Annotated in this window: 29 protein-coding genes; 1 reads left to right on the plus strand and 28 read right to left on the minus strand. The window is 35.8% G+C overall.

The features are described 5' to 3' along the window. Positions 1-5: 5 nt before the first annotated feature. From ssb to A5819_RS17350, 28 genes are all read right to left on the minus strand, one after another. The gene (ssb, locus tag A5819_RS17225; RefSeq protein WP_086282352.1) at positions 6-578 is read right to left on the minus strand and encodes a single-stranded DNA-binding protein; all 573 of its coding nucleotides are present in this window, start codon (positions 576-578) and stop codon (positions 6-8) included. 25 nt (positions 579-603) lie between these two features. Continuing rightward, the gene (locus A5819_RS19390) at positions 604-762 is read right to left on the minus strand and encodes a hypothetical protein (protein ID WP_176271497.1); all 159 of its coding nucleotides are present in this window, start codon (positions 760-762) and stop codon (positions 604-606) included. 15 nt (positions 763-777) lie between these two features. Further along, the gene (locus A5819_RS17230) at positions 778-1035 is read right to left on the minus strand and encodes a hypothetical protein (RefSeq protein WP_086282354.1); all 258 of its coding nucleotides are present in this window, start codon (positions 1033-1035) and stop codon (positions 778-780) included. Positions 1036-1070: 35 nt separating this feature from the next. Continuing rightward, entirely contained in the window at positions 1071-1553 is a 483-nt protein-coding gene (locus A5819_RS17235) for a hypothetical protein (RefSeq protein WP_086282356.1), read from the minus strand. A 421-nt stretch (positions 1554-1974) separates the two neighbouring features. Next, on the minus strand, positions 1975-2136 hold the full coding sequence (locus A5819_RS19395; RefSeq protein ID WP_176271498.1) for a hypothetical protein: 162 nt from the start codon (positions 2134-2136) through the stop codon (positions 1975-1977). Positions 2137-2280: 144 nt separating this feature from the next. Next, positions 2281-3615 (minus strand): PcfJ domain-containing protein, encoded by a 1335-nt coding sequence (locus A5819_RS17240; protein ID WP_176271499.1) that lies wholly within the window; start codon positions 3613-3615, stop codon positions 2281-2283. Beyond that, on the minus strand, positions 3612-4031 hold the full coding sequence (locus A5819_RS17245) for a Cas9 inhibitor AcrIIA9 family protein (RefSeq protein WP_086282360.1): 420 nt from the start codon (positions 4029-4031) through the stop codon (positions 3612-3614). The genes A5819_RS17240 and A5819_RS17245 overlap by 4 nt, the downstream gene beginning before the upstream one ends. A gap of 70 nt (positions 4032-4101) precedes the next feature. After that, positions 4102-4545 carry a JAB domain-containing protein gene (locus A5819_RS17250; protein ID WP_086282362.1) on the minus strand — a complete coding sequence of 148 codons (444 nt, stop codon included), beginning with the start codon at positions 4543-4545 and terminating at the stop codon, positions 4102-4104. A gap of 491 nt (positions 4546-5036) precedes the next feature. Beyond that, positions 5037-5780 carry an N-6 DNA methylase gene (locus tag A5819_RS17255; RefSeq protein ID WP_086282365.1) on the minus strand — a complete coding sequence of 248 codons (744 nt, stop codon included), beginning with the start codon at positions 5778-5780 and terminating at the stop codon, positions 5037-5039. Between the two features lie 414 nt (positions 5781-6194). Continuing rightward, a complete protein-coding gene (locus tag A5819_RS17260; protein WP_086282367.1) occupies positions 6195-6683 on the minus strand; it encodes a hypothetical protein in 489 nt (162 codons plus the stop codon). A 43-nt stretch (positions 6684-6726) separates the two neighbouring features. After that, positions 6727-7179 (minus strand): hypothetical protein, encoded by a 453-nt coding sequence (locus A5819_RS17265; protein WP_086282370.1) that lies wholly within the window; start codon positions 7177-7179, stop codon positions 6727-6729. Then, entirely contained in the window at positions 7179-7370 is a 192-nt protein-coding gene (locus A5819_RS17270; RefSeq protein ID WP_086282372.1) for a hypothetical protein, read from the minus strand. The genes A5819_RS17265 and A5819_RS17270 overlap by 1 nt, the downstream gene beginning before the upstream one ends. Positions 7371-7383: 13 nt before the next feature. After that, entirely contained in the window at positions 7384-8217 is an 834-nt protein-coding gene (locus A5819_RS17275) for a replication-relaxation family protein (protein WP_139843341.1), read from the minus strand. A gap of 522 nt (positions 8218-8739) precedes the next feature. After that, a complete protein-coding gene (locus A5819_RS17280; RefSeq protein ID WP_086282376.1) occupies positions 8740-9171 on the minus strand; it encodes a hypothetical protein in 432 nt (143 codons plus the stop codon). Further along, positions 9131-11263 carry a TraM recognition domain-containing protein gene (locus A5819_RS17285; protein WP_086282377.1) on the minus strand — a complete coding sequence of 711 codons (2133 nt, stop codon included), beginning with the start codon at positions 11261-11263 and terminating at the stop codon, positions 9131-9133. Before A5819_RS17285 ends, A5819_RS17280 begins: the two co-directional genes overlap by 41 nt. Continuing rightward, on the minus strand, positions 11256-13481 hold the full coding sequence (locus A5819_RS17290) for a hypothetical protein (RefSeq protein WP_086282379.1): 2226 nt from the start codon (positions 13479-13481) through the stop codon (positions 11256-11258). The genes A5819_RS17285 and A5819_RS17290 overlap by 8 nt, the downstream gene beginning before the upstream one ends. 1 nt (position 13482) lies before the next feature. After that, on the minus strand, positions 13483-16005 hold the full coding sequence (locus A5819_RS17295) for an ATP-binding protein (RefSeq protein WP_086282380.1): 2523 nt from the start codon (positions 16003-16005) through the stop codon (positions 13483-13485). Continuing rightward, a complete protein-coding gene (locus tag A5819_RS20160; protein WP_086282382.1) occupies positions 16005-16403 on the minus strand; it encodes a TcpE family conjugal transfer membrane protein in 399 nt (132 codons plus the stop codon). Before A5819_RS20160 ends, A5819_RS17295 begins: the two co-directional genes overlap by 1 nt. Further along, the gene (locus A5819_RS17305) at positions 16349-16738 is read right to left on the minus strand and encodes a hypothetical protein (protein WP_086282384.1); all 390 of its coding nucleotides are present in this window, start codon (positions 16736-16738) and stop codon (positions 16349-16351) included. The genes A5819_RS20160 and A5819_RS17305 overlap by 55 nt, the downstream gene beginning before the upstream one ends. A 12-nt stretch (positions 16739-16750) precedes the next feature. After that, positions 16751-17749 (minus strand): conjugal transfer protein, encoded by a 999-nt coding sequence (locus A5819_RS17310; protein ID WP_086282386.1) that lies wholly within the window; start codon positions 17747-17749, stop codon positions 16751-16753. Continuing rightward, entirely contained in the window at positions 17724-18062 is a 339-nt protein-coding gene (locus A5819_RS17315; RefSeq protein WP_086282388.1) for a hypothetical protein, read from the minus strand. Before A5819_RS17315 ends, A5819_RS17310 begins: the two co-directional genes overlap by 26 nt. A 31-nt stretch (positions 18063-18093) precedes the next feature. Next, positions 18094-18831: a hypothetical protein gene (locus A5819_RS17320; RefSeq protein ID WP_086282390.1), complete on the minus strand. Its 738-nt coding sequence runs from the start codon at positions 18829-18831 to the stop codon at positions 18094-18096. A 197-nt stretch (positions 18832-19028) separates the two neighbouring features. Then, on the minus strand, positions 19029-19406 hold the full coding sequence (locus A5819_RS17325) for a hypothetical protein (protein WP_086282392.1): 378 nt from the start codon (positions 19404-19406) through the stop codon (positions 19029-19031). 26 nt (positions 19407-19432) lie between these two features. After that, the gene (locus A5819_RS17330) at positions 19433-20044 is read right to left on the minus strand and encodes a hypothetical protein (protein ID WP_086282393.1); all 612 of its coding nucleotides are present in this window, start codon (positions 20042-20044) and stop codon (positions 19433-19435) included. Between the two features lie 5 nt (positions 20045-20049). Next, positions 20050-21312 (minus strand): CHAP domain-containing protein, encoded by a 1263-nt coding sequence (locus A5819_RS17335; RefSeq protein WP_086282395.1) that lies wholly within the window; start codon positions 21310-21312, stop codon positions 20050-20052. Between the two features lie 5 nt (positions 21313-21317). After that, complete coding sequence (locus tag A5819_RS17340) at positions 21318-22679, minus strand: hypothetical protein (protein ID WP_086282397.1); 1362 nt, start codon at positions 22677-22679, stop codon at positions 21318-21320. 15 nt (positions 22680-22694) lie between these two features. Beyond that, positions 22695-23654: a hypothetical protein gene (locus A5819_RS17345; RefSeq protein ID WP_139843342.1), complete on the minus strand. Its 960-nt coding sequence runs from the start codon at positions 23652-23654 to the stop codon at positions 22695-22697. 61 nt (positions 23655-23715) lie between these two features. After that, positions 23716-23988, minus strand: a complete 273-nt coding sequence (locus A5819_RS17350; protein WP_086282400.1) for a hypothetical protein — start codon at positions 23986-23988, stop codon at positions 23716-23718. Positions 23989-24569: 581 nt separating this feature from the next. Between A5819_RS17350 and A5819_RS19535 the strand changes: the two genes are divergently transcribed. After that, positions 24570-25130: hypothetical protein (locus A5819_RS19535; protein ID WP_217809035.1), on the plus strand; the 561-nt coding region annotated here is incomplete at its 3' end.

The following is a 25130-nucleotide window of genomic DNA, read 5'->3' on the forward strand; positions in this document are numbered from 1 at the left end:
ACTTGTTATTGTTGGTAGTTTTTACCGCCATACTGATTTGTACCATTGTTATTTTGAGGTGATTGTTGTTGATTATTCATATTATTATTTTGTTGAGTGTTATAGTTTTGCTGATTATTTTGTGCTTGCTGCTGTTGACTGTTGGCGATATTATTTGCAGCATTATTGTAATCTTGCTGATTTTGTTGTTGATTTTGTTGCGTATTACCACCCTGTTGCTGTTGCTCTCGTCTCTTTTGTTCACGAAATTCTAATTGATCCTTACTTTCTAAAAAGTCAAAATGTTCGACAACTACCTCTGTAACATATACCTTTTGCCCTTGTTGATTTTCGTAGTTCCGGCTCTGTAAACGTCCCGCCACACTGACCAAAGACCCTTTTCTTGTGTAATTGGCAAACGTTTCAGCAGGCTTTCCCCAAACAACGCAGTTGATAAAATCAGCTTCACGCTCCCCTTGCTGATTGGTAAAATCACGATTGACTGCAATTGTGATATTGCCAACTGCTTTACCGCTCCCTGTATAACGCAAATCGCAATCCTCTGTTAAACGTCCATTTAATACCACATTGTTAATCATAAATAAATTCCTCTTTTCTATTTTTTTAGACTTTGTCTGATTTTAGTAACTCTTTAATGTTCAACACTTCTTGTCTGTAGTCAATCACTCGGCTATCAGTATCGGGGAGCAGATACTCTGCTCGCTCCAATAGTGTCAAAACACTTTCTAACTGTGTCTTTTTAACTTCAATCATCTGTTCCATTAAAATTAATCCTTCCTAATTTACTAGTGAATATTTCTGTTCGTACTGCAAAACTGTTGGTTCAAAATAGTCTTTTTGTGTCTCACTTTCACACTTAACTAAATAATTTTTACATTCTTTGTAACGTTTCACTTCTTGCGGTGTAGGTACCAGCGTTCCTAACAACTGGTCAAGTAAATAGCGTAGCGCTTCCGATTCTTGTTTGTTTAGTGGGTCATGGTTCGCAAGCGTTGTGCTTGCTGACCATAGCCCTTGAATTGTTTGTTCATTCATTAGACAATCTCTCCTTTCTTTTGAGTAATCAGCTTTCAAGATCCATATGAAAATTGAGAAGCATAAACTTTTATTCCGAATATATGAACAAATTCTTCTTTCTTTTCTTCATCAACATGTATTTGAAGAACTATTTCTTCAAACTTTTCAACACTAACAAGTGGATTGGTGTCACGTGTTATAGCTTTTACTTTTAAGCCTTGTTTTGTTCTGCTTATCGCTGTAAATGTATAATCAACCCCTAGAATTTTTTTTACTCGATAGTCTAAAAATCTAAATTTAGTAATTGGATTCTCAATTTCAGATAATAAATCAGAAAAGGCATTTTCAAACTCCGATTCTTGTTCACCTGTTGCTAAAGGATAGTTTTCGTGGGGATTTAAACACCCTTGAAAAAATCCTAATTCTGCGTGATATGCTGTACAATCTGCAAGATAGGTATAAGGAATACAGTCAACCTTGTACAAAACTTCTTTTTCATTTTCGACAATAACTACAATACTTTTTTCTTTCAACATTCTGATTTCCTTCTTTCGCTTTTTTATTTTTTTGATTTTCAAACCTATTTCGGCAGGCGTTTTGGGAGTGAAGCTGGAATCTTTTGACTTTTTATTTTTGTCATTGAATGAGCGACTACTCCTTTCTTTTTTTAGTTTAGTTACCATTTCGTTTAGGCTGTTAGGTCGTTTGCTGTGGTTATGCCTTAGCCTGTTTTTAGCCCGTTGAAAAGGGCGAACGCAGTGAGTTCATATACCCTTTTCAACGGGCTAAAAATGGGCTATAACCGCCTTTCAGCAGACGAACTTTACAGCCTATCGAAATGGAAACGTAAAAAAGCGCTAGAGAAGGAACGAATGATTGGGTTTGACAAAAATAAGCACTAGGTTTACCTAGTGCCTGCTTTTGACCTTTGATCTTTAGATCCTGGGGTTTATTCTTTTAGTCAATAATAGAAAATGTATTTTTTCCTTCTTGCGGAATAGAATATTCCGTTTCCTTTGTTAAAAATTTTTCCGCTTCTCTCTCGCTTCCGAAACGAGCAATCTCCTTTCCGCCGCAATACACGACAAATTCGCCTTGTTCTTCCTTGATTTGATACATGATCCTTCACATTCCTTTCAGTGTTGTTTTTCTGTTGTTGATTGTTCCGATATTATTTGGTACAATTAACAACAGAACAAACGAACAACGCTTTCAGTTGACTATCTTAGGCTCTAACTAAGATAGTCTTTTTCTTTGTGAACATCAGGCAACTTGTTGCCCTCCTTTTTCCATCAGTTGATTTACTCTTTTAAGCCATTTCTCACTTGCTTCTTCTAGTTCTTTAGGAACCGTTTCTTCATTTTTAACGCCTTGTAATTGCTTTATTTTTCCTTTTTTGTATTCAATCGTAAAAAATGATTCATTCATTTTTTCCTTTCTTCTAACAAAAACAATCGTTGTTGTGCCTTCCGCATGTCCGTTGATATATCTTGAAGCACCTACACAATGCTTTAATGCTCGTCCTTCCTTAATCAATTCGTTGGCATTAGAAGGTAACACAAATACAAAATTATCAATGGTCAGTTCTAGTTCTGACAGCTCTTTTTTGCGTATTTCATATTCTTCACGTACAGCTTCATGCTCTAGGGCGTTTAGTGTATCTACCGCCTCGTCATGCGCTTCTGCTAGATTTTTAGGGAACCGACGTTTGTTCGTAATTTCTCGTTTTAAGTCCTCTAACATTCCGATATAGTCCTTATAGTAGCCAAAAGATTTTTCTTGTCTGATTAAATAATTTTGAAAACGGACTAAACTCATTTCTTTTGGAAGTTTTTCAATGTCCCATTCTGATAAATATGGTTCAATTCCTTCTACGAACTTTCCGCCTAATTGCTCGATTTTTTGTTTCAACCGTACATCACTAAACGTATGAGTTGAATTTCTTAGATATAATTTCCAACGTTTTAACCAGTTCATCGTCACAATCCTAAAATCAAGCCGTCCTTGATTAAATTCTTTCTCAATTCCTTTAGCTCCCATTTTTTGAATCATCTCAATTCTATCTCGATAGCGATAATACCATTGCAACAGGTCAACTGATAGTTCTTCTAAATTGATGTATTTTAGCTCTGATACACGTTCTAATCGCTCTACCCAATTATTTGGGTATCGGCTCGGCTGAGCGTAATAATTGAACATACCGACTACAGGTGCCAGTCCAAAAGTATAGTTTTCTTCATTTTCTCTATGGATTTTAATGTATGCATTGTTTGTGAATACGTGTAAATTCAATAATCTAACCTCAAAATATTGTATCCCATTGTCAAAAAGTGAAAATACCTCATAGAATTGGCGCTCAATGCGTTTGCTCGTTGATAAAATAATTTCAAAGGTTTCCTTTTTATCAAAAAAAGTTAAACGAGAGTTTTTTGTCAAGCGCTTCTCTTTGATAAAATCGTGTTTTCTATCTGAAGCAATGATCGTTTTCTCTTTATTTTTCCATACGTACGTTGGCATTTGACTGTAACACCACTCAAAGAAAGCCTTTGGTGGTGTCAGTCTATTTTTATAATACTCATTCGGCGTTTTTTTCATCATAAGAAATCTAGCAAATCTAATTGCTCCCCTTTCATCAGTTCTTCTTTCGGTTCTTCTTCTGTTTTTTCGACTTTTTTGACATGGTTTTCGCATTTTTGTTTTGGTTTCTCCACTTTTTTCTCTTTGGTGAGCTTGCCTTGTGTTGCTACAACCATTGGCGTTTTGAAATATTCCGCCGTCCATGCGTAAACATCTTCTTTTTTCACGACTGCACACCCGCCAACTTGAATTTTAAACGCTTGATTGTAGGCGTATTGTCTAGCGTTTACAAGACTTTTTTCTTTTTCTAAAATGCCTTTGAATAGTTCCTCGTCCTCTTGTTCAATAAGCCAATCAAATAGTGCTTGTTCGATTTCTGAATGTTCTTCCAATAGTTCAACTTCCATCTTTGAAACAGCCTGTTCTTTCGTTGTCATGCTCTTTCTCTCCTCTGTTCTTTATTTTCGAGTGCTTTCACGCTTTTTGAAAGCACTCGATATGAGCTTCTTACACGAGGTAACCATCTTCTCTATAGGAAAAATAGGTGTCTTTCCCGACAATCACGTGGTCAAGTAGCTTGATACCTAATAAATCCCCACATTTCTTGATTCTACCTGTAAATTCCGTATCAGTCTCACTAGGTCTAGGATTGTTTGACGGGTGATTATGGGCAACTATAAAACAATTAGTATTTGAAAGTAGCGCACGTTGGAATATGTCTCTTGGGTGTGCAAGTGATTGATTAACGGTTCCTCTATGCACTGTAGAGTAACAAACTACGTTTCTTTTAGTATCCAAACACAAGACAACTACATTTTCTTGTGCATCATGTCCTATTTCTTCTTGTAACCAACGTGCAACACTGTAAATCGAATTTGCGTTCATAGGGGCAAAATCTTCACGAACGATTATTTCTTGCTTTAATTTCAAAATTTCATAAACTGAATCCATATTTCATCACTCTTTCTATGTGTTTTTCAAAATTCATTTTTGCCAACGTGTGTCAGGAGGCGGATAAGGTTTTAAAAATTTCAATTTTATTGTTATTAGATTTCAGCCCTTTCTTTGATTGAATTTAGATCCATTTCTACCTAACTGCTTACTATCGGCGTGCTTATGCCAAACACTTGAAATAGACAAAAAAAAAGGGAGTGCTGTAGTAAAAAAATTGTTTGCGCCAGCGTTTCTTCAATTTATTTACGCCCCTTTTTTTCTGAATATGAAAAGTGTATAAGCGCCTGCGCCGATAGTAAGTAGCCTTGTTAGGTAAAAAGGATCACATCAAAGAAAGTCTGAATAACGATAAAATCGCTCTGAAATTTTAATGCTTTTGATCTATGTTTTGAACTTGACCTTCCTGAAGAAAAATAGCGTGCTATTTTTATCCTGGTCTTTATGATTTAAAAACTCTCTTTAGCCCCTACCAAAGAGAGTTTATGTAGTTAGAATAAGGCTAGTTGTTCTATTTCTCCGGTTAATTCTTGTTGCTCGACTACCTGTTCAACCACTTTTTCCAATGTTTCCTCTTTTTTCTCAAGTTTAGGCGGAAAATAGATATAAAACGGCGTGTACCATGTTGAAAATTCTTCTTGTGATAAACTGTTTTTCACTTTACAAATCGCCTTTATGCCCAATAACGACAGTTGAACGTATGTCATTAATAAGCAATTCTCGTCTATATCCTCACACCAGACAACGAGCTGCGTTTGAAAGTTATATTTTTTCTTTTGCATTGCTTCCGCAAACGCAATGGTCATACCTCCAGCTCCGCAACAAGGCTCATAGTATCCTATCCAGTTTTTTTCTTTCAATTTTTCCTCACTACTGGTAAAGGTTATTTCTGCCATCAATAGCGATACAGAGTAAGGTGTGAAAAATTGACCTGCATTTTTATTACTGATTTCAAGTCCCATATAAATATCGCCGAGCCAGTCATGCATTTTGTATTCCAATGCTTCTATAAGAAGCGCAAAACATTTCGTAAATACTTCTACTTCTTTTTTGTTGTATTGATTTATAAGCTCTAAATAGGCATCCTCACGCTTTCTAAATTGAATCTTATCTGCACCATTTGAAAGTGTGTATGCCATGATATGAACCCAATCAAAATATATTTGCGATACGTTCTTCTTTCCTGATAGCCGTTTTATTTCTTTTACGATTTCTTGTTTAAAGTCTTTTTTCATGTTCACCAGTCCTTTTCGTTTTTGGAAACCTATTTCGACAGGCGTGAGTGGCGGCTCTTTCGATCTTTAATTTTTGTGTTTGAATGAGCGACTGCAACTCTCCTGTTTTTCAATAGGTTTCTATTTCGCATAGTCTGTTCGGGCGTTTGCTTAGGTTATGCCCTAGCTTATTTTTAGGCAGTTGAACAGGGCGAACAACGTGAGTTCATATACCCTTTTCAAATGGCTAAAAATAGGCTATAACCTAAAAAAGCAACTGTCCGTTACAGACAACCGAAAAAGAATTGAAAAAGGCTCAGGATCGAATGAATGACCTTAACAAAAATGATCCCTAGATTTTTCTAGGGACCGCTCTTAATCTTTTTATTTGAATTGCTATTAATCATAGCTGCAATGTTCATCGTTTATTTATTTTTAAAAACTTCCTTGTAATTTCACTTGGTTCAAAATTTGGACTATTATATGTCTTAGTGCTCTAATATTTATTTCTAAGTCGTATTCGTTGTGACATTTCAACATGGATAGCTTGACTTCGTACCTCACCCAGCCTACATCGATTCGTTGTAATTCCACTGAAAAATTTGAACCATATACAATAGAAATCAATTTTCTTAATTCGTCTAACTCTGTAACCGCAAAGCCATAGCTACATAATCCAACGTCATAATTGTAATGACGTTCCTCGATCACATTTATATCGATTGTTGTGGTATAGCCACCAACTGAAAAGCTAGCATCATCATTTAAGGTGAAGTCATTGTATCCGTTATATGGTGTGTGCATATCATGTAAATTTAATGTAAAACGATAGTCTTTTTCGTCACTGTCTGAATTTAAATGATAAAACGTACCTAATTCTTTAAGTCTTACAATTAGTTCATCATCACTAATTCTGTCATTCATAGATTTTATTCTCCTTATCTTTTTGTTTTCATTTGAACAGCTGTTAATCATAGTGACAATGTTTATCGATTTCATGTAAGCTAATGTTCATCTGCTCAATGTAGATTTCTAATTTTCTGAAATTATTTGCCTTAATTTCTGGTATAGACACTTCATAACGAACAAAGTCAAGCTTATTAATTTTCCTAAAATGAAGTTCAAAAGGTGTTCCATAGAAATACTTCATCACGCCTTGTAAAGAAACCAGATCATTGACAAAAAATGGCACACATTCCTTGCTCAGACCGAATGTTCCGTCGTAATACATTCTAATCTCAACTCGTCCCATCAAACAAAGCCTCTTAACATCAAGATTCAAATCACAATCTTTTGCGATCGTGTCTCTAGCCCACCATTTTTGATTTTCTGCTTGCTCCGTATCTAATACTCCAAATTTTTCTAATTCGTTTTGATATTTTAGAAAAATTTTGTTGAATTCTTTTTCCATCCGTCTCATTAGCTGCTCCCTTCATCTTCCATTTCACTAATCATTAAATTGTATAGTGCATTCTCGATCTTATTCTCAGCATTGTTAAAGTCTGTTAAGTCCCTTGAAGAGTCAAGATTTTTTTTACATTCTGAAATAGCTTCGGATATCGCTGCTAATTCATTATTTTCAAAATGGAGTGCGATTGTTTCCTCTTTCATCAGTCTTCCTCCTTCACCAGTTAATAAATAAATCATTTTTAGCTAATCTAGTTAGTTCTTCTTTAAATTTAGGCTGTGGAATAATATGAAGTCGATCAAATACTTCTTCTATATTTTTATTTTTTGATTTTTGAACAAAGTATTCCTTATAACGTTCTAATTCTTCAAAAATGTAATGACTAGGTGTCACGTAAAACAAATGTGCTTCAGGATTTTTTTCTAAATCTCGAATATATTTTGGAAAAATTCCGTGCAAATATCGTCGTTTCGTTTTTGAAGACAACTCTATTTCAAAATACCAGTTTATATCTCGTCGATTTTTCGCACGAAAACGGAAAAGAAAATCAGCTACACTAAAAACTCTACCCTTCATCTCTTTGTTAAAATCTTTTATTTCATAAGCCTGCCGTCGCTCTGTTTGAACTACTTTTAAATGTGGCTGCTGGCCAACAATTTTAAAAGTATCAATTAAAGCATTAGTTACCATCAAGTGGTGGTTAAGATTGTATTCAGGAACTTTTGGAAATGAATACATACCACCAATATTGTTATGACCGTTTTTTGTTAAGTAGTAACAAAAAGTCTTTCTATCTGTTTCTGATTTGATGCGGCCTATCAGTTCATTTCTGCGTAATTCAGTTAAGTTTTTTTGAACATTTTGAAGCGATATTTCATATTCAAAGTTCAGCATGACGTGAATTTGTTTTGCTGTCATGATACGTAGTTCATGAAGCAAAGATAAAATAATTAAGTCAGTATTTCGATATGAAAACGAGCGTATATAGTAATGAGCGAGTAAAGCTTTCATTCGTATCTCCTTTCTTTTAATTGGCACGATTTTTGCCAATTACTAAATGCTCTTGAATTAGAAATTTATTTCTAATTCCACCTTGATAATCGTTTTCTATGGCGTAGCCATAGGGAACGATTATCCCCTCTTTTAAGACAGCCCCAAGGACACTGGGGCGTAGGCGCTAGGGGTTGATTCCTCCCCAGTGAACAGGTGGGGATTAGAGGGGACAGAAGTTTCCTTCATGATTGAAGGACGGAAGGTAGTTGATCTTTGTGTGTGTGGTGTGCGTGTGCTGTCACGTTCTTTCGACAGCCACACGCACACCACACACATGCCCTTTATTATTTATTATTATTTATATTTATTATCCTAACTTCTCCTTTGCCCTGCCCCTATCCATTTATTTTGTTTCGTAGTTAATTTGATTTTGACCATTATCTCTCATAAGTAGTCGTCAGACTACGTTGGGAGATAATGGTCAAAATCAAATTAGGCGCAGAAACGCTTTAATACCAATGGATAGGGGCAGGGCGCCCCCCGCACTCGATCTTCAGTCAATCCCCACCCAATCTCTACTCAATCTTCACTCAATCTCTGAAAAGTGGGTTTCTTTTGGTCCATTTTTAAATTGACCTTGAATACTTTATCGTTCTTTTTTGATAAAAAAGTAGGTACTTCTTTTATGTTTTGCTCTTGAATTAATTTGTTTAGAAGTTCTCTATTTGGTTCTTTTTTTGTCTCTATTCTGTATATGCTAGGTTGTGATCCAGCAGTAACTTTTTTCAACTGCTGATCCGTTTTCTTACAAGTTGGGCAATCATCACGTGCTAAGTAGATAATCACTTCTTTATCTCTTATGTTCATTACTTCGTCTAGTGTTGAGTGCTGAACAGCATTAGCTTTGCTACATGATAAAAGCACAAAAGAAGATAAAAAAAGAAGGGAAACAAATAATGCTTTCCCTCTTTTATGATACTTTCCGCAGATAAACTTTTCGGATTGGTTCACGAGTATTTGCTCCTTTACGATAAATTATGAACTCACCTGTACGTAGATCACGCAAGGTTTGTCCTGTGACAATGAAGTTCTCAACGTTTCTTTTAGTTCCTCTTTCAGCTACCCAATCGGATTTATTTACATCTGAATAACCGCTCTGTTGTTCAATCATTGACGTAACTTCTATATCGTCATACGTTCCAAAAAGCTTCAACCAGTAATCAACTTCGGTCGCTTCATTGGTTTGTCCGACAAAGTAAGTATTCACGTTTCCAATTAATTGTTTAGTGATTAGTGGATCTATTTTGTCAATGTCAGCGAGTGTTTGAGGTGAGAAGATTGCATGTACTCCCGCCCCTCTAGTCTTATTCGCTGTGTCAATAAAGCCGTCTGTAAGGTACGCTGACGGTTCATCAAAAAGGACCACAAACGGAAATGATTCGGATATTTCGTATCGCTCGGCCGCTAAGAAATTGATATCTGAAACGATAAACTGTGCCATTGTTTTAATAAATTTTGAATAGATCAGGCCGTTTAAAGAGACATAAACGATATCACCGTTGCGTGTTGCATTTAGTAAATCGAGTTCATTTGAATTACCTTCAGTATCAAACAAACGCCCTACTTCACTATCCATTAAAATGTTGATTTGTGTTTGCAAGTTCTCCGACGTCGCATACAAATAGAACGGGTTCTTCTTGTGTTCGTAACGGGTAAACAGTTGATTAAACAGTTCTAAGCTACGAGTGTTGAGTAACTCTCTTGAATACCTTAGAACACCATATAGCTGTTCTAAATCTATTGTTTCAGGATCAAGCGTTACATATTCTGTTTCTTCATGAGCGATTACTTCGTCTTCTAATTGCTGAAGATCCTCGTCAAGTTGTGAAATTGAATCGTCTTCTTCTTCCTTCTCTTTTTTCTTTTTTGATTCTTTTTTAGGTTCTTTCTTTGGTTTACTTTCTACCTCAAAAATGAACAAATCAGGCTTCAATAAAAGAATTTCATCAGCGAAAAGTAATAAAACATTTCTAGGCAATAGATAATTTGAAAACTGTTTAAATGTACGCGGGATCTTGTAATGATCAATTAACTGTATGGTGTTCATGATCAATAGTTCACTGGCAGCCGAATAATAAACACTCTCGGTTTTTGCTAACTCGACTAACTTATCTTTAATTCCTGTTGAGTTTCCTTGCTTGATTGGGTTATACGAAACGGTTCCTTTGTCTGAGAAATTACAGACTGTTTTACCTTGTAAGCCTGCAATTTTTTGCGTGGCAACAAGTGTATCTTTGGCCCCTTTACCGTCTAAAACAAGACAAGGTATATCAAATTTTGCACAATGCTCGATCATTAATTCAAGTGCTGTTGTTTTCCCACCACCTGTGGTAGCAACGAACATCCCATGTTGATTGAACTCTTTGAAGGTCATGAAATAGGAGTTTCCGAACTCGTCAGTACCAATGAAAATATATTGTTTTAGTTCATTTAATGTTTCAAAATCATTGTTCTTTTTGGCTTCTAAAAACGCTCGGTTGTATTCTTTCGTTTCCTCTTCAGATAGCGTAAACTTGTTCGCCAAACGTTTTTTGTATGAAGCAGATTCTTTTATCGCTCTTCTCTTATCAGACTTAGATTGAACTCTTCGTTTACCACTGAAAGAATACATTGTTAAGTATAATGCGGTTACTGGAATGCTACCTATGATCAAAGCGATTACAGTTTCATAGTTAAAAACGAGTGTATTTTGGAACAAATTGAACGGAAACAGTAGGTAGGCCGAGAAATAGCCTCTTGGCATTACTAAGACAAAAATTAGTGAGTTTATAGCAAATAGTAAGAACGTTGCCATTCCTAAACCCAATGTATGACGCTCTAGAAAGCTTTTGTAGTCCATATCTTCTATGTGGTTATCCTGATCTCTTTTATCAAGCCACAAGCCTAAGAAAGCTAAAGGTAGTCCCACAAAGGCAAACGGATATAAAAAAAGGATACTTGCTATAAAAGCAAGTACCATTTTTTCGTATTTTGTTTTCTCTTTCGGTTTATTCTTCTGTTTCTTCTCAAAGAATTTACCGTTTGGATCTTCTTCATTAAACACGTCTACGATTCACTCCTGTTCGTTTTGGTGTTGGTGCAGTCTGTTTTCTTGATTGTTGCATTCTAGTTGTATTTTTGGGTGCTACTGAAGCTTTAGGCGTTTTAGGTGATACTGTATGACTGCTACTAGGTTTACGCCATTTTGCTTTTGGTTGTATTTCTGTCTTTTGTTTCTTCGGTTCGTATCGAGCATTTGATTGCTTGTGTGTGTTTCCTGCATTACGTTGGAACTCTCCTTGTTTTGGACTGGTTGTTTGCCCTGAACGTCTAGGCGATCGGCCAACGGCTGAAACTCTTAATTGTTCCTGTTGTCGTTGTGCGTTTCGTTGGTGTGCTTGGCGTTTTACGTGTTGTCTTTCAGGTTGATCACGTTTCTCTTTCATATCCTGATAACGGCTGTTTTCGTGCAAATCGTTTAGTTTTTCGCCAGCCTTAGAACGATTTTTCTCTGTGTTAGAGTTGGCTTTTTCCCTTCTTAGATTACTGAAGCGAGGTGTATTTGATTTTGGCGTTACTTCTTTTTCAGGTTTCTCCGTTCTATAACGCCTCATACTTTGGACATTTTCACGAACTTCACCATCTTTGTCTAGTTCAGGTGAATCTGAATCAGTTTCACCATCTGTTCGCTTATCTGATCTTGTGTTCTCGCTGCTCTTAGGTTGATTTGGTGCATTCTTGTCTTCGTTGTTGTCATCATCTTCATTATCTCCGCCGTTTTTCTTCTTTTTCCGATCTTCTTTCATTTGTTTTCGGCGCTCTTTAGCTAGCTTAGATTGTTCTCGGCTAGCTTTGTTCATTAATCTTGCTGAACGATAAGGATTGCGTATAATCGATCCTATGTCATTTAAACTCAAGTTTCCAGTAATCATTTTACCGATTAAATGTCGGAAGAAATAAAGCCCTACGGGGGTAACTAGATAGATCAAAATAATAAAAATTTTAACAAACGGATTATCTGCTTTTGAAGAAACACTGTAGCCTAAGCTCATATAGCTAGCGACAAAAACCATCGCAAACGATACTATCGCTTTAAGACCAATTACAGTAGCAAACCCCTTACCAACATTTTTATAGACATTTACTCCTGAATTGAAAAAGGCTGTAAACAGTAATATAGCTGTGAGTGGAAACATGATCCAACGCAATAGCACTAAAATGAGTCGTACCATACTTAGAAGGAAGTAGACAATCCCTTGTGCTATGTTTAAGGTTATATAGAATATCCCTTGAACAAAAAGGCTCATGTTGTTTTTCCATGAGATCGTTTTGTTTTTCAGTTCTTCAGATTCATACTTTGTCACTGCTTCAAAAATTTTTCGGCTGTTTTCATTGTCAAAGTCATTGTCTAGAAGAATGCCGATCCGATCGTATTCTTTTTCGTTGTATTTGACGGTCTTTTTTCGTATCGTTTCTTCGTTTGCTGTTCCGTAAGTAAATAGTAGATACGGTTCGTAAACACCTGTACGAAAGACTTTTGAACTAATCAGATCACTAGCTGATTTTAACCCGCCTGTCGGTGTGCCTTCATCGGGCATTGGTACATTATCTGTAGGCTCTTGCGTAAAGGTCGGGTTTGCTGTGATAAACACTGTTTCGATCGAATTATCTACATTTACAACGGTTTCAGCTATGCTGTCGGTTTTTGTGCTATCTTTCAGGATCAATAAACCTACAAATAAGGAAATTGTCATGAAAAATAAAATAGCTATTTTTTTGAGATTCTGTTCAGCAATGTATTTAAGCGCCATTACCAGAACAACACTAGCGATACCCAACGTACCAGCAAGTGAAAGCAATCCACCGGCAAGTCCTGAAGTAATGTCAAGAATCGGCTTTTTTACGCTGTCGTCAAGATTGTAACTAAACATGAAATCAACCATTGCTGTGTTGAAACGTCCAGTAGCTACAATTCCTGCAAAGACAATTTCTTTAAGCGCTCCACTTATGTTTATAAATATACCTGTTATGCCTTTTGCTTCTTTTGTGATCAGCTGAAATTGACTGTCTTCATATCGTTCATAAAGTTCACTATCATTTTTGGGAATTTCTAAAGCAATAGGTTCGGACGCTTCCTTTTCTTCTACTACCTCGTCGTGTAGCTCTTCTATTTTATCTTTAGGTGATAAACTAGAAGATTTGTCTGCGTAACTGTATACAGGAAAAACTAAAAAAACAAGTAAGGCAAGAATGATCGATCGTAAAATAAACTTTTTCTTCATGTTAGCTTGCCCTCCCTTGCTCCATTGCTAAAGCTGTTTGAATATCAGCTGATTCTTTGGCCGTTGAAGAGATAGCCGTCAACCATGAATCAAACATAATATCAATGGCGATCGCTTGGTTTCTGCCTAAATGATCTTGGAAAAGACACGTACCAGATTTAAGAGATTTTAAAAGTTTCATATTACTTTTGTTTGGCTCCATATCAAAAAATTCAATAATTTTTTCTTGTGCTTTCTCTTGATTTGGTCTGAATGCGAATTTGTAAGAAATCAATTCTTTCATATCTTCTTTGTCGTAGTCCATAAATGCCTGAGTAACAAGGTAGATATCGGTATTATTCGCACGCCCTTTTCTTAGACTATCGTCAATTAGATACTTACCTTGAGAAGTATTTTCCATCGCTCCTGCTTCATCAAAGATAATACACGCGTCTTCTGATTTATCCGTTGAGAAAATGTACGTAAGCTTCATGATCACTTCCATAATAACGTTACTGGAAATCTGTTCATTTGTTAGCTTATCTGCTTCAATTTCTTTTTGACTAGGAAGCTTCAAGCCCTGAATACCTAGAACATTGATTTGGTTTCCAAAATCAATAGCTGTAGAATCATCGTTACCGATCAACACTTTAGATATGCCGATATTATAGCTCGATAACAGATTCGCTAGTTGAGGATCATGAGAACGGATAATCTCAATTACTCGTGAAAGATTCTTTTTACCTGATCCGTTGGCTACTTCAGAAACGCAGTCATTGATCAACGTCTTTTTAGTGCTAAATGTTGCGCTATCTTTGTGAATTTCAGCTAAGCTGTGAAGAACAGTTCGGGCCGTTTGGATTCCTTGTTCTTTAGGTAAAAAGATTAGTGGATCAAGGATTCCTCTGTATTTTTCGTCTTCAGACAAAGAGATAAAGTTTATACGGTTATACATTTCTCTAAAGTGTGAAATGTGGCCGTATTTCTCTAATGCTTTAGCAAAGAATAGCTCTGTCTCATTTTTGGGGTCAACGTATAATACCTTTTGACCTAGAAACGTTGACCATAAGAAAATGTTTTTTACGAGGACTGATTTTCCCATGCCAGGGGGGCCTGTAATGATCGTGTTACCATTTTTGTGTACTGATCCTTCAATATCTTTTTTCGTTAGGTTCGGGTAGAACCAAACAATGTTCGTACTGAAGGCTAACGCCTGCTTAACACTTTTAAACTTCTTAGACGTTATGACACGTCCTAGTGGCATACCATACTCGTTCCCTACCTTTTTAGTAAGGTTTAGACCTAGATCAGCAATATAACCTGTTGTCACAACCTGTTCAAACGACTTGAAAGCATATTTACTGCCAATGAGTGATTGATTGAAAAGTGTCAGCTGGTCGGCTACAGATCGATAAACTTTAAAATCAGTGCCATCTAAACAAAATTCTAGGTCTTTTACCCTATTTTCTAGTTCTTCTTTTGAATCGGCACTGATTACAAAAGTGATAGAAGCACGGCATAGCCGCCGATCTTTCGCTTTCAGTTTGTTGTTTAGGTCTGTCAGCCGTTCTTCACCAAACAGCAAAACTTCATCATCGTTTAGTATCGCATCGGTAGTATCGATATCTTTATTCTGCTGAAGCATTCTCTTCCGCATTTTGTAAAGTTTAGACATATCCTTTTTTTCATGTTCAAAACGAACTCTTACTTGCGTTTCAATAGGAAAAGCTAAGCTATCCTGAATGTTTTGAACAATTCCACTGCCTAAGATACTAGACGGTAAATTAACTAAATTAACAAACGAAACATAATGTGTTTTTTCTAGCTGTTCGATCGTAATGTGGCCGTTTTGATTTTCAATGATTCCCTCGTTGATCTCTTCTTTTAAAAGTTTTCTAGTCGGGATCTTATCGTTCGAGCGGTGAAACTGATAATACGTAATTTTTTCGTAGTCGTCTTCAGTTAGTCGTCGAACTTGCTTGTGATTCAATAAATCACTAAAGATTTGTTTTTCTCTTCTCATGTAATAAGACAACAACGTTTGAACGTTGTTGTCTTGACCTGCGACTGATTGAAACCCTTGACTGATTGCTTCTTTTAGTAATGACAGCCATTCAACAGGGTTGACTATTTGAACAGCTGTCGTCAGCTTAACGAATAAATACGTATCATATTCATTGATTTGGATCTCGTCTTGTATGATCTCTCCTGCTTCTCTGAAGTAAATTTCTCCTAAATCTTTAAACTGACCTTTGACGAGGTGTTTCACCGTCTCGTCAATGTGTTCACTCACTTCAAAACGGGTAGGTATGTTCATTAACTGATATTCAAGCGTATCGTTTTCAAACAGACCTTTTCCCTCTTCAATGTATTCATTGAAGAATTTCAGATCATTTAACGGATAGTTTTGTTTACTTAGGTGATAGCCGACCCACACGTCGTTATCTTGCGTAATGGGGTTCTTAGTGTAAGAGAAGTAAAAATTTCCTACATAATTCTCTACTGGAAAACGAACAACTTTACTTTTCGTCTGTCTAAAATCCACTAAATCCACCTCTTTTTACGTTGATAACTGACTTTCTGCTTGTACAGTACCGTTTTATGTTCATGTTCGGTCTGTATGCGACTGTTAGCAAAAAAAGTGAACCGTCCTTTTAGAAATCCAAAAAAGCTCTTATTATCCCATGTCAGCGAAAATAAGAACCATACAAAAATAACGACTCCGAATATTATGATCAAGTAAGCATTTGTAAACAGCGATTGTAAAAAAGAAACTTTCTTGACAAAAGCAACAACGGCAATTACTGCTAAAACTGCTATTATGCCAAAAAAGAGTAAAATTGATTCTAAAGCAATCCCGTTAGGTGCAAACGGGATCCCTTTTCCGCCTATCGTATAAAGCTTATGCTTTTGATTGAACTCTCTAGTGTAGCAATATTCCATTGAAATGCACCTCCACGTATAAACGGCGGAACAATGATTCCTGCTCCTGCGGTTGCGTCGTCTTTCCAGATTGCATCAAGTAACCATTGACCGATTTCTTGCCCTTTTGTAAGTGCAACAAGTAGGAATATTAAGAAAAATATTCCAGCAACTTTCGTTACAACTCCCCCAATACCCTGTGTGAAAATTCCTCCGATTATAAAAAAGCCTGCAACAACTACTAAGATCCATACAATTTGACCGATAAACCCTTTCGCTAATGGTGAAAAATCAAAAGGCATTGTAACTGGTGCTGCTGTACCTATAACTGGTACTATGTTTTTTAAACTATTCATGTGATCCTCCAATTAATTAAATTTTTCTACATAAAAACTATCTTTATTTACCTGAATGGTTAAACTGAAAAACGAAGTGATCTTGTTGTCCTCTTGAAAATGAAACTGATAACTTCCTTGTACCTCGTATGTTTCTTCTCCTGTTTTAACGACATTTTCAATCGTTGATCGGTCGTAAGTACCACCTTCTAACCCTGAAACAGCTGAGATCAAGTGAAGTTTTTCGTTATTTGAAACATATAGATCAAAAAAGTTTGATAAAAACTCTTTCACTTTTTGTTGCTCTGATTCTGTAACTGCTTCTCCTTTAGAGTAAAAATCACTTGGTTTGTATGGTTCTTTTTCAATGTCTTCCGCTTTCTTTTCTTCAAAGCTGATAATCGTAGGTACATTTAAGATCTGAAGCTGATCCTTCTTGAAGACAGTATCTAGACGTATCAGCAAGCTCGTATCAAATTTACCCTCACTATATATAACGTCATATAGCAATCGGTACTGATCCTTTTCTTTGGCTTCAAGCTGAACACACTCAATTTTTTTTACCGTTCTGATTGCATTTGAAGAGAACAGCAATGATTGACCACTTAGTTCTTTTGGCAAGAACAACGGAAGTGTTTCAGCTCTCTTTTTCTCTGTTTCTTCATCAGTAGTACGATTGATCAGCGTTTCTAAAAATTGGCTGCCTTGAAATTTGATTGTGTCTGTTTGTTCATTTTTACTTTGGACCAGTGATACTATTTTTTGTGTATCTACTGCCTTTGAACGTGATACTTTCGTTATTTCGCCTAATCGACTGTTAAAAATCAGCAGTAAAATTGCCATAGAAAAGAACAATGCGTAAAAAAAGAAGGTTAGATAGTTTCCAACCTTCCTGCGCTCGAATCGAAAGTCACGAGTGCTTTCAATACCTTTATCTTTTGATTTTTTCTGTTTCTTAGGCTTTTTTTCTTTGGTGGGGGGCTTTTGTTTCTGTAGTGCATCGAAGTTAATTTTTGGACGTTGTTGATTCATTAATTAGTCCAAACCTTTCTACTAAACTGTCAGGTACTTTGTTTGCAATTACTACTTTATCTACAATCAAGCCTGCCCCCTCTAAGAACATACAGGCCTTAGAATAGGCTTGTTTGTTTGCCCCTACTTTTGCTTCAATATCATCGTAAAATAGTTTAGAACCGATTACGTAGCGTTTGTTGAGGACTTGCCACATGATAAACAATTGAATTTTTTCATTTGCTTTAAATTCCCCTTGTACTGACGTGATCCTGTTCATTTGTATCTGCTTATTTTCTTTTCTTTGTTGAGGTTCGTGGTTTTGTTCGTTCACTCTGTTTCTCTCCTTTTAAGTAATTTTGCTATTAAAAATCGGACCAATCAAAGTTTCCAAAAGCATTTAAAGCTTCTTTCTCTCCGTACAACACTTCATAGTAGAAATCTTTCTCAATTACATTTTTTATGACATAAACTGAATTTTCAGGAACTGCTATCAACCCCAATTCATGCCATTTATCAGTGTTATCTAGTAGAAAATTAAGAATGTTTACTGTTTTTTCGACAGACTCTGGAGTGTTTTCAAGCTCAAACTTTTTAATGTGTATTATTCTTCTGTTGTGGTTAATTTCGACACAATATTCGGTTTGCCTCATGTTTTCAAAATAGACGATATTCTCTTCTTCGTTCGACTTTCCAAAAAACAGTAACTGAAACTCTTTTTCAAATTCTCTGATCCATTCGCTTTTTTCGATCGTTTCTCTTCCTTGAACTATGTTTAAATGGCTTTCTGCTATTGGTACAATTAAATCCCCGATTTTTTTGTAATTCTTTTCTGTTTTTTCTTGCTGATACTTACTGATTGCCTTTGCGTACTTTTCCATGCTTTCTGTGATTAGCTGATTGTATATTCTTTTTAGTAGTAGTTCAGCATTAGTGCTTGTTTGGAATTTTGACAACATCAGAATTGCTTCAATATCGGGATAATGTGCATTATCAAAGAAATAGTGTTTTTTGTTGAAAGTGTAAACTGATGTGTAAATGATCTCTTGTAGCTCCTGAACAAATTTTTTTAAACCCATTGAATTGTTATTCTTTTCAGCCATTAAATGCCTCCTGTTTGCTAATCCTTTTGGGAAATACTAATCTTTCGAGACAAAACTTATTAAAACAATACATAAACCGCATATACCTAAAATAATAAGTAACTTTTGTTCTAAGCTGAAATAACTTAGTTTAATGGTAATTTTTGTGTTCAGAATTTCCCTTACTCTGTCCACTAAACCACCTCTTTCGATTTTTTTTAAAATAAATTCCAATCATCCAATCTACGATCTTCTCTAGGCATATCTAGTAGTTCGTATTGATACCTGTCAAACTGAATGTCTTTCAAAAGCTCCCTTAAGTAGACACGTTCAGTGTATAGATCACTTTCTTTGTAAATTTCTTGTCCCGAAGCAATCCGCTTTCTAATTACAAGATCGTGTTTATTCAACACCACCTGAACATTTTTACTGTGTTCCGCTTTTTTACTTTCATCGTAAAATGATTCTCTTAAAATCTCTCTCCTGTTTATTCTTTCGCAGTAGTGTTTCCTAATTTTCCCGGTTTGAATTTCACCATATATTGTGTCGTATAGAAAAAAAGCACCTAACACTGAACCAGCGATTAATAGTATCATCTCGTGTGTCCTCTCTTTCATACGTTTTAAGGAATATTTACTTCACCAATGTTCTGAATTTCAGTGAATTGACTTGTTAGCGGGCTAAATACCGCTTTGTACATAAATGTTCCTACTTGTTCGTCGCTACCTGCGATCGATACTGCATAATGAACCACAATTAATGACGTTAGCTCTTTCTCATTTGAAGGCATTAGATACACTTCAGGGTCTTTGGTCATGCGAGAAATCGTTAAGACTGAAGGCTTGCTGTTCTCAGCGTCTTTTGGAAATAAGCCGTTTAAAGCGGTTTGATTTGTCACTTCCGTTGCTTTTTCTTTTCTGCTTTTAATGCTGTCCTCTTCACGATCAGTACGATAAGTAAATACTGTTGAAAATAGCTCCTGAGTAGCCGTTGTAAGCTCTTTATTTGCAGTTCCATTCTTTTCTACATACAAGGTTTCAAACTCTTGTGTTAGCTGTTTATTTTGATATGCTGCTGATTCATTTTTTTCTTTTTCTACTTTTAGTTCTTTTTCTAATGCAGTTATTCTTCTTGAACTTGTTTGCTTACTAGAATAGAACAAAAAGCCACCTGCTACTAATACAATTAGTAGTGCAGGTGTTAAAAATTTACTTATGGTGGAAAAGTAAGCCATATTTTTTAATTCCCCTTTCCTTGAATATAATCAAGCTGAGAAGCAACTTCTTTATTTAATACACGCCATGATCGAGTACCTGATCCCATGTTAATAACATTGACTTCACTAACCAAAATACTGCCATCAGAGTTCACGTATTCCACTACCGCAATGTGTCCATACGGTGGAATTGATCCCGCAACACCGCCTTGAAAACAGGCTGCCCAACCGACTTTAGGTTCTCCTTTAACAACGGTGTAACCTCTTGCTCGAGCGCTTTCAGCCCATGCACCACCGTGTCCTCCATTACCAGAAAACCATTCAATCGGTTGACCTATTTGAGCCATTCTATTAAAGGCTCCCCAGGTACACTCAGCATATGGATATTCATTTCCTGCATAATTGTTATTATCCGGTGGTGGTAATGTCAATTTTCCTTGATATTCATTTGGAGCTTCTAAAGTTGGTGCTGAATTTTCGCCGATAACTTGACCTTTTGTGTCTGAAGTTACGACACAACCTGAAGAATCAGTTTCTTTTTCAGCATTTGGAAGCGATGGATTCTCTTTTGATAGATCGGTGCTTTTTTCATAAGGTGTTGCTCCATACTTTAGAATCGCTTCTTTGTCCAACCACTGAAATTGTTTTCCTAAATTGTTGTACGTAGCCTGTAATTTTAAAAGATAAGTCGGATCTGTCGCCCACCCACCATGAAAGATTGCATTAAGGGCGCTTAGACCATCTGTGTTGTTGATTGCTCCTGTGTACAGTGTTTGATTCGCCATAAACTCAGCTTTGCCAACTATCCCTGCATTGTAGTCCTTAAACCATGTGTACGCCCCACCAGTGTTATCACCAACATTTGTCCCTGGTTTCGTCCCTGTGATATCCACGGAGTCTGCACCAAATATTCGTAATGTTACGGGAAAGTCTTCTTTTTTTGACGTTTTAACGCCGCCCATATTGTGAGCTTGCCAAAATGAAGTACCTGAAGGGTTTGTAAAATTAAAGCCGTTTTCAACCATTGTTTGTGCGATACTAGCTGAAGGTAAAAAGCCACCTGCTTTCCATGATAGAATATAAGCGTCTTTGTGGCCTTTTACAAATTCTTCAACAGAATTTGGTACGGCTGTACCGTCTCCTGGATTGTCTATACTTGGTGCAACACAATCTGTGTTATCCGTTTCATTACTAGCTACCATAAAAATGACCATAAATAATCCGAAAAGAACTAAAAAGGAAGAAAAAAATGAAAGAAAACAGCCTAACGCAAATTTTTTCTTCATTGTTTCTACTTCTCTTGGTCAGTAGCTACTAGTTCTTCTAGTTGAGAGAAAGCTTCTGATAAGTTTTGATATAGAGTGTCAGCTTCTTTTTGTGTAAGCTCTTCATTAGAAAGTTGCACTTGAATATCACTGCATACAGTGTCAAGGTGCGCTAGGCTTTCCTCAGTGTATTTAGTTCGATCAATTGCAGAAATAGTCGTTAAAAGTTCTTTAATTTTTGAAGTATCCCCTTTCTTTTGAAGCTGATCGATTGCTTGTTGCAACTCTTCACCGTATTTCTCATTTAATTCTTTGGTATATTCATTTTTGGAAAGATATTCAGTAACTTCAGTTAATTTAACTGTAAGAACTTCAGCTGTACTAGGTGTGTACTCTGAAGCGTTAATTTTTTGAGCCTGATCAACAATTCTTTGAAGATAGGCCAAACTTAAATACGGTTCTTCTTTTTCTTTTAAGTTATCGATTGCCTGCTGTAAATATTGTTTCACTTGATCAACTTGAATTTGAGGCGCTTCAGCATTATCTAAAACTGATTGTGCTTGGCTTTTTGCTTCTTCAAACGAAGCTACCGTTTCGTCTGTGTAAATGTCTGTTTTCATTCCTTGACTGTCCATCAATAAAGTTTGAAGGGCCGTTTTGTCTCCCTTTAAAACCAGCTGGTTGATTGCTTGCTGTAACCTGTACACTTGATTGTTCACCGCTTCTTGAGAACTAGACGAATCTTCAAGCATACGTTGAGATACAACCAATTCAAGCTTGAATTGTTCAATACTAGAAGATAAATACAAAGATAGATTGATTTCTTGCGCCTGTTGTACTAATGTTTGTAAAGCTGAATAATCAATTTCAACAACTGGTGGATCTATGGGGTCAACTGGCTTGATCGGCTTCTCTGGTTCTGGTTTTGGTGTGACTGGTTTGTTTCCTCCATCACTTGGAACCGACGGCTTCACCTCAGCTGGTTTGTTAACTAGCTGTGTTAGCTCCCCTTGTTTGTTGTTTTCTTGTTGTTTCTTCTGTGACTGTTGCTCTTGTCGAACTAAATTGTTCAGCTGTGTTAATGCTTGCGTTTTTTCTTGTTGATTATTTGTGTACGGAATGGATTTAAAGTCTTCTAAGCTGCTGTCTTGCGTTGCTTTTTTGACAGCGTCTGTTACAGCATTTCCTTTTTTAGTGGACTTTTCAGCATCAGGAATAACCGGTAATTGGTGTCCTCTTTCTGTTGGGTTTAATGGCGTTCCTTTCGTTTCAACTTTTTCAGGAGTTAAATTGTGGTACACACCATACCCAACAATACCGCTTAACGCAATAGCACAAAGACTAACGCCTGCGATAATTTTTTTACTGATCTTCTTTTTGTGATTCATAAGTTCCTCCTTCTATCAAAACTGATTCAATTTTTCCTTTGCGTCGTACAGTTCATTGATCGCTTTTTCGATAGTTTCCTTGTTTTCACTTGGCTTTTTCTGAAGTTCTTTGATTTCTTTATTTTTTTCCTGAATGATCTTCGTCAACTGTTCATAAAGTAGAACAAATTTTTCTAATTCTGCATTATTCGTTTCAGATAAGATTTCTTTTGCGCTTTTTAAATCGTCTATTTTTAGATAGGAATATCCTGCTAAAGTGCTTCTATCACTATCTTTTTTTAATAAATCTATATTTTTTCCATAGATTTTAGCAGCGGTCGTATAATCATAATCAAACATTGCGAGGTCAAACTCACCTTGTATGGTGGGAAACTGCTTGTTGTACTCTTTGAGCGCTTTTAAAAAAGATTTATCCTTTGTACGAACTAGCATAAACAGCTCATTCTCAATAGTCGTTATCTCATTTGGATATTTTTCAGCTGCCATTGTGTACTCTTCACGTTGTAAATAGTCTTCCAGGGTTGGCACTATCTCTTTTCTACTTGTCGCGTAGTAAAAAGTACCTGCCCCAAAAGCTATTAGACCCGTGATTACTACAACGAATAAAGCTACTTTCTTTGCTCCTGTAGAGATCTTCATGGGCTTTTTTTCTTTTGGTTGTTTTACTTTCTTCTCTTTGGCCTCTTTTTTCTTCTTGATTTTTTCCCCAAAAACAGTGTAAAACCACTGTAAAAGTTCTTCTTTTTGTTGTTCGTCTTCAAAAGGTTGTTCATTTATCTCAGCAATAATGGTCAAGAATAAAGAAAAATCAGCTTGTGGAAGCTCTACAGTTGATTGATAAATTTCTTGATCTTCAGTGTACAAAGCATACGTAAAAGTCATTTGACTGTGTTCTTGTTCTGCAATCTGATTTTGTTTGGTTAATAGAAGAAGCGCATTATCTAAAGGTATTTCTCGGCTTATAGGCACTTCCATATTTGAAACTTCCAAAAAAACAAAAGAAACTGCCACCTATATCACCTTCTTTCGTCTTCTGTTAATTTGGCGTTGTAAACAACTCTTCTGAGTAAATAACCTGTGTTGGTTTTTTCTGTGAAAATTTAATGTGGTACTCTTTCCCGTTAACTGTTGCAATAAAAAAATCGTCATTCTCACTGTAGAAATAAGTAAATTCATTTTTCTTACAGTCGAACTTCTTGCAGATTGCCCGTTCTTGCCCTCTTTCTTGAAACTTAAAAATACTTGCGATATTTGGGTACGAGACTAGTCCGACTACTACACCTAACGCTAAAGCTATTGCATAGAACATTGATCTATTCCTCCTATTTATTAATTATTTTCTTTCGTTTACTCGCAACTCTCTTTAGAATATCTTGTGTTCTTTGATTCAATGGAGTGTAGCTTTTTTTTACATAAAAAACTGCATGTCCGTCAGATTCAATTTTATTCCTAATTTTTAGAGACAGTAATTCATTTTTCAGCATTCTAATTTCTTCTTTAATACTATAAATGTATTGAATATCAATAGATTCATAAACTATTCCAGTTTTTGGAATGATTGATTCTAGTTGCCATTGAAGATCTTTTATTCTTCGTTCCAGGTGCTTTATAAGCACTTTCTAGCATTCATTTTTCGGATCAACAATCTTTATATTCATTTTTGACACCTACTACTAATCTTTCTTGCAAGAAATTTCATGCTTGCATCTCCTTTCCACTAAAAGCAATAATCGGCCTAACTACGTGCCGATTTGGCATACAGAAAAAGCACAACAGTTCACTACGTTGGAACAGTTGCACTCTTTCTGTATGTTTAACCTTAGTTTTGTTTTTTTGTTTTCCATAGTATAATATATATAACAATATCTTAATGATTGGAGTGCACCTTTCTTGTTTTTAATACTACTAATCCTAATTCAATGTTTAATCATTTTTCTTATCCACCTCTATTTTGATCACTTAGATTCTAAAAATGTCGACTTTTTATCAACGCTGCAAGCTTCTAACTTACTTTCTGTTCAAACTTCGCTTAACACAAATCTAGTTTGGGGAGTCTTACTATTAATTGCATCCTTTATTTTAGAATCTAATTCCTTATTGTATATAAAAACAGGGTTGTCAGAAATTCTTTATAATAATCGACTTTATATATATATTGTTGCTTGTATACTCAATATTTTTTCTACTTACATGCTTAAACAAAGCATTGCGAAAATTGATATTTATTTAAAAAAATCAACTGACTTAGAAAAAAGCACAACATTGCTTTTGAACTACTATGAAAAACAAATTGAACTTGCAGAACGTCGACTAAATTTGTTTAAATCTTTTTCTTTTCTTCCTGTGGTTATTCTTTTCATAAATAATTTAAACTCATTAAAACAATCAAATACAAACATACAATTTGAATCCTTGATTTTTATTGATCCCATTAATGTGTATCTTTTATTG

Origin of the sequence: Enterococcus sp. 7E2_DIV0204 (genome assembly GCF_002140855.1) — a bacterium.
GTDB lineage: Bacteria > Bacillota > Bacilli > Lactobacillales > Enterococcaceae > Enterococcus_L > Enterococcus_L lemimoniae.

Coding starts and splice junctions, on each gene's coding strand:
- A5819_RS17305 (WP_086282384.1), bottom strand. CDS start 16,738: ATGAATAGTTTAAAAAACATAGTACCAGTTATAGGTACAGCAGCACCA.
- A5819_RS17255 (WP_086282365.1), bottom strand. CDS start 5,780: ATGAAAAAAGACTTTAAACAAGAAATCGTAAAAGAAATAAAACGGCTA.
- A5819_RS17290 (WP_086282379.1), bottom strand. CDS start 13,481: ATGAAGAAAAAGTTTATTTTACGATCGATCATTCTTGCCTTACTTGTT.
- A5819_RS17230 (WP_086282354.1), bottom strand. CDS start 1,035: ATGAATGAACAAACAATTCAAGGGCTATGGTCAGCAAGCACAACGCTT.
- A5819_RS17245 (WP_086282360.1), bottom strand. CDS start 4,031: ATGACAACGAAAGAACAGGCTGTTTCAAAGATGGAAGTTGAACTATTG.
- A5819_RS17240 (WP_176271499.1), bottom strand. CDS start 3,615: ATGATGAAAAAAACGCCGAATGAGTATTATAAAAATAGACTGACACCA.
- A5819_RS17310 (WP_086282386.1), bottom strand. CDS start 17,749: ATGAATCAACAACGTCCAAAAATTAACTTCGATGCACTACAGAAACAA.
- A5819_RS19390 (WP_176271497.1), bottom strand. CDS start 762: ATGGAACAGATGATTGAAGTTAAAAAGACACAGTTAGAAAGTGTTTTG.
- A5819_RS17325 (WP_086282392.1), bottom strand. CDS start 19,406: ATGATACTATTAATCGCTGGTTCAGTGTTAGGTGCTTTTTTTCTATAC.
- A5819_RS17345 (WP_139843342.1), bottom strand. CDS start 23,654: ATGGAAGTGCCTATAAGCCGAGAAATACCTTTAGATAATGCGCTTCTT.
- A5819_RS17330 (WP_086282393.1), bottom strand. CDS start 20,044: ATGGCTTACTTTTCCACCATAAGTAAATTTTTAACACCTGCACTACTA.
- A5819_RS20160 (WP_086282382.1), bottom strand. CDS start 16,403: ATGGAATATTGCTACACTAGAGAGTTCAATCAAAAGCATAAGCTTTAT.
- A5819_RS19395 (WP_176271498.1), bottom strand. CDS start 2,136: ATGTATCAAATCAAGGAAGAACAAGGCGAATTTGTCGTGTATTGCGGC.
- A5819_RS17250 (WP_086282362.1), bottom strand. CDS start 4,545: ATGGATTCAGTTTATGAAATTTTGAAATTAAAGCAAGAAATAATCGTT.
- ssb (WP_086282352.1), bottom strand. CDS start 578: ATGATTAACAATGTGGTATTAAATGGACGTTTAACAGAGGATTGCGAT.
- A5819_RS17270 (WP_086282372.1), bottom strand. CDS start 7,370: ATGAAAGAGGAAACAATCGCACTCCATTTTGAAAATAATGAATTAGCA.
- A5819_RS17320 (WP_086282390.1), bottom strand. CDS start 18,831: ATGGCTGAAAAGAATAACAATTCAATGGGTTTAAAAAAATTTGTTCAG.
- A5819_RS17265 (WP_086282370.1), bottom strand. CDS start 7,179: ATGAGACGGATGGAAAAAGAATTCAACAAAATTTTTCTAAAATATCAA.
- A5819_RS17335 (WP_086282395.1), bottom strand. CDS start 21,312: ATGAAGAAAAAATTTGCGTTAGGCTGTTTTCTTTCATTTTTTTCTTCC.
- A5819_RS17350 (WP_086282400.1), bottom strand. CDS start 23,988: ATGTTCTATGCAATAGCTTTAGCGTTAGGTGTAGTAGTCGGACTAGTC.
- A5819_RS17340 (WP_086282397.1), bottom strand. CDS start 22,679: ATGAATCACAAAAAGAAGATCAGTAAAAAAATTATCGCAGGCGTTAGT.
- A5819_RS17235 (WP_086282356.1), bottom strand. CDS start 1,553: ATGTTGAAAGAAAAAAGTATTGTAGTTATTGTCGAAAATGAAAAAGAA.
- A5819_RS17260 (WP_086282367.1), bottom strand. CDS start 6,683: ATGAATGACAGAATTAGTGATGATGAACTAATTGTAAGACTTAAAGAA.